Source organism: Streptomyces sp. NRRL B-24085 (genome assembly GCF_001282115.1).
Classification (GTDB): Bacteria; Actinomycetota; Actinomycetes; order Streptomycetales; family Streptomycetaceae; genus Streptomyces.
The window spans coordinates 1-7,192 of the sequence record NZ_LJBR01000130.1 but is presented as its reverse complement, the minus strand read 5'-3'; the positions used below and the strand labels follow the sequence as shown (position 1 = coordinate 7,192).

General features: G+C 73.2%; 9 protein-coding genes. 7 read left to right on the top strand and 2 right to left on the bottom strand.

Features of this window, described 5'->3' with window-relative positions:
- The 5 genes from hppD to nthA all read left to right on the top strand — a co-directional run.
- A partial coding sequence (hppD, locus tag AOJ26_RS16360) for a 4-hydroxyphenylpyruvate dioxygenase (RefSeq protein WP_063790279.1) occupies positions 1-616 on the top strand: 616 nt, incomplete at its 5' end.
- A 23-nt stretch (positions 617-639) separates the two neighbouring features.
- Positions 640-1,506, top strand: coding sequence for a Teichoic acid biosynthesis protein C (Precursor) (locus tag AOJ26_RS16355; protein WP_053849024.1), 867 nt, complete (start codon positions 640-642; stop codon positions 1,504-1,506).
- 9 nt (positions 1,507-1,515) lie between these two features.
- Positions 1,516-1,797, top strand: a complete 282-nt coding sequence (locus AOJ26_RS44910; RefSeq protein ID WP_053849023.1) for an SH3-like domain-containing protein — start codon at positions 1,516-1,518, stop codon at positions 1,795-1,797.
- Complete coding sequence (locus tag AOJ26_RS44905; RefSeq protein ID WP_053849022.1) at positions 1,790-2,089, top strand: SH3-like domain-containing protein; 300 nt, start codon at positions 1,790-1,792, stop codon at positions 2,087-2,089. Before AOJ26_RS44910 ends, AOJ26_RS44905 begins: the two co-directional genes overlap by 8 nt.
- Positions 2,079-2,663: a nitrile hydratase subunit alpha gene (nthA, locus tag AOJ26_RS16340; protein WP_053849021.1), complete on the top strand. Its 585-nt coding sequence runs from the start codon at positions 2,079-2,081 to the stop codon at positions 2,661-2,663. Before AOJ26_RS44905 ends, nthA begins: the two co-directional genes overlap by 11 nt.
- On the opposite strand, the gene AOJ26_RS16335 is transcribed toward nthA, so the two are convergent.
- Positions 2,641-4,083 (bottom strand): tetratricopeptide repeat protein, encoded by a 1,443-nt coding sequence (locus AOJ26_RS16335; RefSeq protein ID WP_053849020.1) that lies wholly within the window; start codon positions 4,081-4,083, stop codon positions 2,641-2,643. The genes nthA and AOJ26_RS16335 overlap by 23 nt on opposite strands.
- Positions 4,084-4,175: 92 nt before the next feature.
- On the opposite strand from AOJ26_RS16335, the gene AOJ26_RS16330 reads away from it, so the two are divergent.
- Positions 4,176-5,582: an FAD-binding oxidoreductase gene (locus AOJ26_RS16330; protein WP_053849019.1), complete on the top strand. Its 1,407-nt coding sequence runs from the start codon at positions 4,176-4,178 to the stop codon at positions 5,580-5,582.
- Between the two features lie 16 nt (positions 5,583-5,598).
- Here the strand turns inward: AOJ26_RS16330 and AOJ26_RS16325 are convergent, their stop codons facing one another.
- Positions 5,599-6,075: an SsgA family sporulation/cell division regulator gene (locus AOJ26_RS16325; protein ID WP_053849018.1), complete on the bottom strand. Its 477-nt coding sequence runs from the start codon at positions 6,073-6,075 to the stop codon at positions 5,599-5,601.
- A gap of 238 nt (positions 6,076-6,313) precedes the next feature.
- Between AOJ26_RS16325 and AOJ26_RS16320 the strand changes: the two genes are divergently transcribed.
- The coding region (locus AOJ26_RS16320) for a DUF2510 domain-containing protein (protein WP_159044297.1) at positions 6,314-7,192 on the top strand (879 nt) is incomplete at its 3' end.

The following is a 7,192-nucleotide window of genomic DNA, read 5'->3' as shown; positions in this document are numbered from 1 at the left end:
CGCCCACCGCACCTTCCAGGCCGTCGACCACTGCGTCGGCAACGTCGAGCTCGGCCGGATGAACGAGTGGGTCGGCTTCTACAACAAGGTCATGGGCTTCACGAACATGAAGGAGTTCGTGGGCGACGACATCGCCACCGAGTACAGCGCGCTGATGTCGAAGGTCGTCGCCGACGGCACCCTCAAGGTGAAGTTCCCGATCAACGAACCCGCCGTCGCCAAGAAGAAGTCCCAGATCGACGAGTACCTGGAGTTCTACGGCGGCGCGGGCGTCCAGCACATCGCGCTGAACACCAACGACATCGTGCAGACCGTGCGGACCATGCGCGCGGCCGGGGTCCAGTTCCTCGACACCCCCGACTCCTACTACGACACCCTCGGCGAGTGGGTCGGCGACACCCGCGTGCCCGTCGACACGCTCCGCGAGCTGAAGATCCTCGCCGACCGCGACGAGGACGGCTACCTGCTCCAGATCTTCACCAAGCCGGTCCAGGACAAGCCGACCGTGTTCTTCGAACTCATCGAGCGGCATGGCTCGATGGGCTTCGGGAAGGGCAACTTCAAGGCGCTGTTCGAGGCCATCGAGCGGGAGCAGGAGAAGCGGGGCAACCTCTAGCTCCCGCTGAGCGAGGGGGGACCGTGACCGAGCGTTTCGACCTGTCCGTGCCGGCCGTCCGCTGGTTGTGGGAGAAGTCGCTGCACGAGGGCACGGTCCTCCAGTCCTTCGCCTTCGACGAGGCGCACGGGCACCTCTACGCCCTCCAACTCGCGCCCGGCGGAGCGGAGTCGGGCAATCTGTGCCTGAACCGGCTCGACCACGAGGGCACGCTGCTCGGGCACATGCACCTCCAGGGCTTCGGGCACGGCGTCAGCATGGGGGTGCAGAACGCGGCCGACGGCGACGTCTGGATCTGGACCGAGGCCGCCGCGGAGAACGGCTACGGCCAGGGCGTCACCCGCTTCCGCTTCTTCGACGGCGCCACCCGCACCGGTGAGGACGTGGCGATCCGCAAGCCGATGCCCGGCACCACCAACAACCAGCCCTCGGTGTGCATGGCCTCGCAGCGCATCGCGATCCGCTACCGCCTCGACGGCCGGCCCCGCTACCGGATCTGGGACCTGGACGCCTTCGTCGCCCGCGACTACGCCGACCCGATCGCCGACCTCGCCCAGACCGGCCTGCACCCCGACCCCGCGATCCCCTTCCAGGGGTACGCCCTGTACGGCGACCACCTCTACCAACTGGCCGGGACCGCCTACGACGAGGCCACCAACCCGCCCGAGGAGCACGGCAACGCCTACCTGTCCTGCCTCGACATCCGCACCGGGGAGCTGGTCCAGCGCGAGCGCACCGAAGTCGGCTACTCCCTGGACCACCGCGAACCCGAGGGAGTCGCCGTGCGGCACGGCGGCACCCCGCGGCTGTGCATGGGGCTCGCCTCGGGTGCGACGGGCGCACGGCGATTCTCCGTCTACTACAAGCCACAGTCCGGGCAACCCTCGTAGGCTGGCCGCATGGCCAGGATGAACGACGTGGGCGGCACGCAGGGGTTCGGCGTGATCGACACCACCGACGACACCGAGCCCTTCCGCGCGGACTGGGAGGCGCGGGTCGTCGGCCTCTACAACACCCTGCGCGCCCAAGGGCTGTTCAACACCAACGAGTTCCGCGACGCGATCGAGTCGATGCCGCCGGCGGAGTACCTGGCGGCCTCCTACTACGAGCGCTGGTTCACCGCTATCTGCACCCTGCTGGAGCGCAAGGGCGTGATCGGGGCCGGTGAGCTCGATGACTGACACGCCGCCCGACCGCTTCCCGCCCGGCACCCGGGTCCGCACCTACCGCCACGACCCGCCGCACCACACCCGGCTGCCGCGGTACGCGCGCGGCCAGCGGGGCGTGGTCGTCGAACCGGAGGGCCCGGAGGAACTGGCCGACGTCAGCGCGCAGGGACGCGGGGACGCACCCGTCGAGCAGATCTACGCGGTCCGCTTCGCGGCCCGGGACCTGTGGGGCGAGGGTGACCACCATGTCGTACTGGACCTGTGGGAAAGCTACCTGGAGGAGGCTCGCGACGATGAGCGGTGACCACCACACCGACGCGGTGATCGCCCGGCGGGTGCGGCGCCTGGAGACCCTTCTGGAGGAGAAGGGGCTGATCACCGGCGAACGGCTGGACGAGGCGATCGACGCGTTCCTCGCGGAGTCCTCGCCGGCGAACGGCGCCCGGGTCGTCGCCCGCGCCTGGACCGACGACGCCTACCGGGCCCGGCTCCTCGCGGACGGCACGGCGGCCGTCCGGGAACTGGGGTACATGGACGGCTCGTACCAGCGACTGCGGGTGGTGGAGAACACCGCCTCGCTGCACAACGTCGTCGTCTGCACCCTCTGCTCCTGCTACCCGCTGCGCCTCCTGGGCCCCTCCCCGAGCTGGTACAAGTCCGAGGCCTACCGCTCCCGCGTGGTCCGCGAACCCCGGGAAGTACTGCGGGAGTTCGGCCTGGAACTGCCCGCCGCCACGGAGATCACGGTGTGGGACTCCAGCGCGGAGACCCGCTACATGGTGCTGCCCCGCAGGCCCGAGGACACGGCGGGGCTCGGCGAGGAGGAGCTGGCGGCGCTGGTGACGAGGAACGCCCTCATCGGTACGGCCGCGGTGTGACCGCCTTCGCGTCCATCACCGGCACCCCCTCGTCCGGCACCTCCCCCAGCGCCGCCAACGCCTCCTGCGCCGCCCGTACCCGGGGGAGCGAGAACCAGGGATTGATCCGCAGCGCCTCCCGCAGATGCCGGCGCGCGGGAGCGGAGTGGCCCGACGCGGCCTCGATCATGCCGAGGTGGTAGGCGTACAGCGCGCTGCGCACCCCGCCGCCGTGCACCTTGTCCGTCGCGATCCGGGCGTACCGCAGGCTCTCCCGGCCCCGGCCCGCCCGGTGCAGCGCCCAGCCCAGGGCGTCGGCCACCGCGATCCCCGGCTGCCTCAGCCACTCGGCCCGCAACCGCCGTACCGCGGACTCCGGGTCGCCGTGGTCCGCCTCGAACTGCCCCAGCACCAGCTCCCCGTCCACCCCGCCCGCCGCGGCGCGCTCGACCGTCGTCCGCAGCAGGTCGTACTGCACCCGGGCGGCCTGCCCCAGCCCGAGCGACTCGTACAACTCGCCCAGCTCCAGGGCGTACTGGGGCAGCGGCTGCTTCGCGAGGGCCGTCCGGTAGGCGCTCAGGGCCTCCGTCGTGCGGCCCAGTGCCGCCAGGGCCCGCCCCTGACCGGCCTGCGCGGCCCGCTGGTCAGGGTCGATCCGGACCGCCGCCTGGAAGTGCCGCAGCGCGTCCTCGCGGTCCCCGCGCTCCCAGGCGAGCTGCCCGGCCTGCTCCAGGTACGCGGCCCGCTCGGCCGGCGCCCGCGCTTCCGCCACCGCGTCGGCGAGCTGCGCCGCCGCGTCCTCGCGCCAGCCCCGGTCCCGGTACACGGCCGCCGCCCGGGCCCGCACCGCAGGCCCCGACCGCAGCTCCGTCAGCCGCTCCAGCGCCACGCCGGCCGCCTTGTGGTCGCCGAGCCCGGTGTACGCGTCGATCAGCGCCGGATACGTCGTCCACCGCCTCGGCTCCAGTTTCCGCGCGGCCTCGCCCCAGGTGCGCGCGGCCCGGAAGTCCCGGCGCGCGTTCGCGAGGGCGGCCAGACCACCGAGGGCCTGGGCGCCGCCGCGCAGCTTCAGGGACCTGCGCAGGCTGTCGTCGGCCTTCGCGTAGAACGTCGTGTCGGCCGTCCGCCGTCCCTGCTCGACGTACGCCGTCCCGAGCACCGCCCACGACTCGGCGTCCCCGGGGTGCCGGCGCAGATGACGCTCCCGCTCACCGATCAGCGCCGCCAGGTCGGGCAGCGCGGCGGGCACCCCGGCGGCGACCGCCGTCAGCGCCTGGGCCCCCGGCGCGGGGGCGGGAGCGCGCGTCACCGTCCGCTGCACGGGCAGCAGCATCAGCACCGTACCGAGCACCGCGCAGCCCGCGACCGCGGCGGCCACCAGGCGCCCCCGCACCCGGGTCCGCCGCTCCTGCGGGCGGTTCTCCGTGGCTTGGTTCTCCATGGCGCTCACTGTGCGGCAGTACGGCGACCACCCCCCGGAGTGCGGCGGTCGGCGCTGGTGGGGTTCACACCGATGGCCCCCGGTGCGACGCTGTGATCATGAGCCGTATCGAAGCCCCCCGCGACGAGGCCACCGGCAATCTGGTGGACCGCCTGCTCACCGGTCTGCCCGCCGACGCCCTCCTCACCGATCCGGACGTCACGGTCTCCTACGCCAACGACATGGCGAGCTTCTGCCCGGCCGGCACCCCGGCCGTGGTCGTGCTGCCCCGCACGGTCGAACAGGTCCAGCACGTCATGCGCATCGCCACCGAACTGCGCGTCCCGGTCGTCCCCCAGGGCGCCCGCACGGGCCTGTCGGGCGCGGCCAACGCCTCCGACGGCTGCATCGTGCTGTCGCTGACGAAGATGGACCGGATCCTGGAGATCAACCCGGTCGACCGCATCGCCGTCGTCGAGCCCGGAGTCGTCAACGCGGCCCTGTCCCGCGCGGTGGACGAACTCGGCCTCTACTACCCGCCGGATCCCTCCAGCTGGGAGATGTGCACGATCGGCGGCAACATCGGCACCGCGTCCGGCGGACTGTGCTGCGTGAAGTACGGGGTCACGGCGGAGTACGTCCTCGGCCTGGACGTCGTCCTCGCCGACGGGCGGCTGATGTCCACCGGCCGCCGTACCGCCAAGGGGGTCGCGGGCTACGACCTGACCCGCCTCTTCGTCGGCTCCGAGGGCTCGCTCGGCATCGTCGTCCGGGCCGTGCTGGGCCTGCGGCCGAAGCCGCCCGAGCAGCTCGTGCTGGCCGCCGAGTTCTCCTCCGGGGCCGCCGCCTGCGACGCGGTCTGCCGGATCATGGAGGGCGGGCACGTGCCGTCCCTCCTCGAACTGATGGACCGTACGACCGTCAAGGCCGTCAACGACCTGGCGCACATGGGACTCCCGGAGACCACCGAGGCCCTGCTCCTCGCGGCCTTCGACACCACCGACCCGGCGGCCGACCTCACCGCCCTCGGCGCGCTGTGCGAGGCGGCCGGCGCCACCCAGGTCGTGCCCGCCGAGGACGCGGCCGAGTCGGAACTGCTGCTCCAGGCACGCCGGTTGTCGCTCCCCGCCCTCGAAGCGGTCAAGGGCACCACCATGATCGACGACGTGTGCGTGCCCCGCTCCCGGCTCGCCGAACTGCTCGAAGGCACCGAGCGGATCGCCGAGAAGCACGGGCTCACCATCGGGGTCGTCGCCCACGCGGGTGACGGCAACACCCACCCCACGGTCTGCTTCGACGCCGCCGACCCCGACGAGTCCCGGCGGGCCCGCGAGTCCTTCGACGAGATCATGGCCCTCGGCCTGGAGCTCGGCGGCACGATCACCGGGGAGCACGGGGTGGGCGTACTGAAGAAGGAGTGGCTGGCCCGCGAGATCGGCCCCGTCGGGGTGGAGATGCAGCGGGCGGTGAAGGGGGTCTTCGACCCGCTGGGCATCCTGAACCCGGGCAAGCTGTTCTGAGACCCCGCGACACGGCTCACTCCCCGTCCGCCGACTCGTCGCCCGGCCACGGGTCGCCCAGCCACAGGTCGTCCGCCGGAGTGGGGGCCAGCAGCTCGGCGAGGCCGTCGTCGATACCGAGCTGCTCCGCCTCGGTGCCCGGCGGGACCGCCCGCAGCGTGCGCTCCAGCCAGGCCGAGACCTGGGCGGCCGGGGCCTCCAGGAGGGCGTCTCCGTCCGGGGAGCTGAGCGCCATCAGCACGACACCGCGCCCCTCGGCCTTCGTCGGCCACACCCGCACGTCCCCGTGCCCGCACGCCCGGAACACCCCCTCCACGAGGAGTTCGCGGGCGAAGGTCCAGTGGACGGGGTGGTCCGAGCCGATGTGGAAGGTGACGTGGACGGCGAAGGGGTCGTCGCTGCGGTAGCCCAGCCTGGCCGGGACCGGGATGCTGCGCTCGGGCGACAGGATGAGCTGGAGCTCCAGTTCGCGCTCCACCACCGTGTGATGCATGTCGTTCGTTCCTCTCTCGGCTCGCGTCCGGGTCCCGCGGTGGGCCCGTACGAAGACAGAGGGGGAGGGGGCGGGATCATTACGCGGGTTCGGCGAACTTTTTTCCGGCGGTACCACGGCGGGTGTCAGGTCGTGCTCAAAAGGAGTGGGTCCGGTGGGACTGGCGGTGGGTCCTGCGCCGGTCTGATAGATGTGGAGCCCCCTCTATTGACCCCCGAGCAGATACGGGACGACGGACATGAGCGCCCCAACCCCGGCACCCGGTGACGACAGGCCCCGCGAGGGCTACTACCCGGACCCCTCCATTCCTGGATATGTCCGTTACTGGAACGGTGCCTCCTGGGTGCCGGGCACCAGCCGTCCCGCCCCGGCGGACGGCGAACCGCTCGTGCCGCCGCCCGGCCCGGGCTCCGGCTCAGGCCCGTCGGTGGAGGAGACGGGCCCGCACTTCTTCGACGAGGACCCGGCCGAGGAACCGCCGCACCCCGACACCCAGCACGGCAGCCGCCCCGAGCCCGCGTCCGCGTGGGCCGCCGACCGGGCCCACCAGGCCGGCTTCGGCGGCGACCAGGACCGCCGGGTGTCGTGGGGGTCCCCGCAGCAGGCCGCGCAGGCCCAGCAGGGGGCACCTCCGGGAATTCCGCAGCAGGGTGCTCAGCAAGGCGCTCAGCAGGGGCCGCAGGGAGTTCAGCACGGGACGCCGCGGGCCCCGCAGGGCGCCGACCCCAGGGTGCCGGGGCCCGCGCGGTCCGCCGACGGTTCCGCCCCGGGCCGGCCGGACGGCCATGCGGCCCGTACCGAGGGCACGGCGACGATCCCGCCCGCCGAGCCGGACGAGGACGGCGGCACGCGCGTCTTCCGCCGGCCCGCGGCCGGGTCCGGGGGAGCGGGGACGGCCCAGCAGTCCGACGACGGCACCATGAAGTTCCGCGCGCTCTCCCCGCGCACGGCGCAGCAGGGCGCGGGTCCCGGGGCGCAGAACGGAAGCACGCCCGGCGGTCCCGGCGCGGGTGCCGCGGCCCCGGCCGGTCCGCAGGGTCCCGGTTTCGGTGCCGGCAAGGCCGCCGCCGAGCGGGCCGTCGCGTCCGGTGCCGCGGGCCCCCAGGGACCCGCGTCC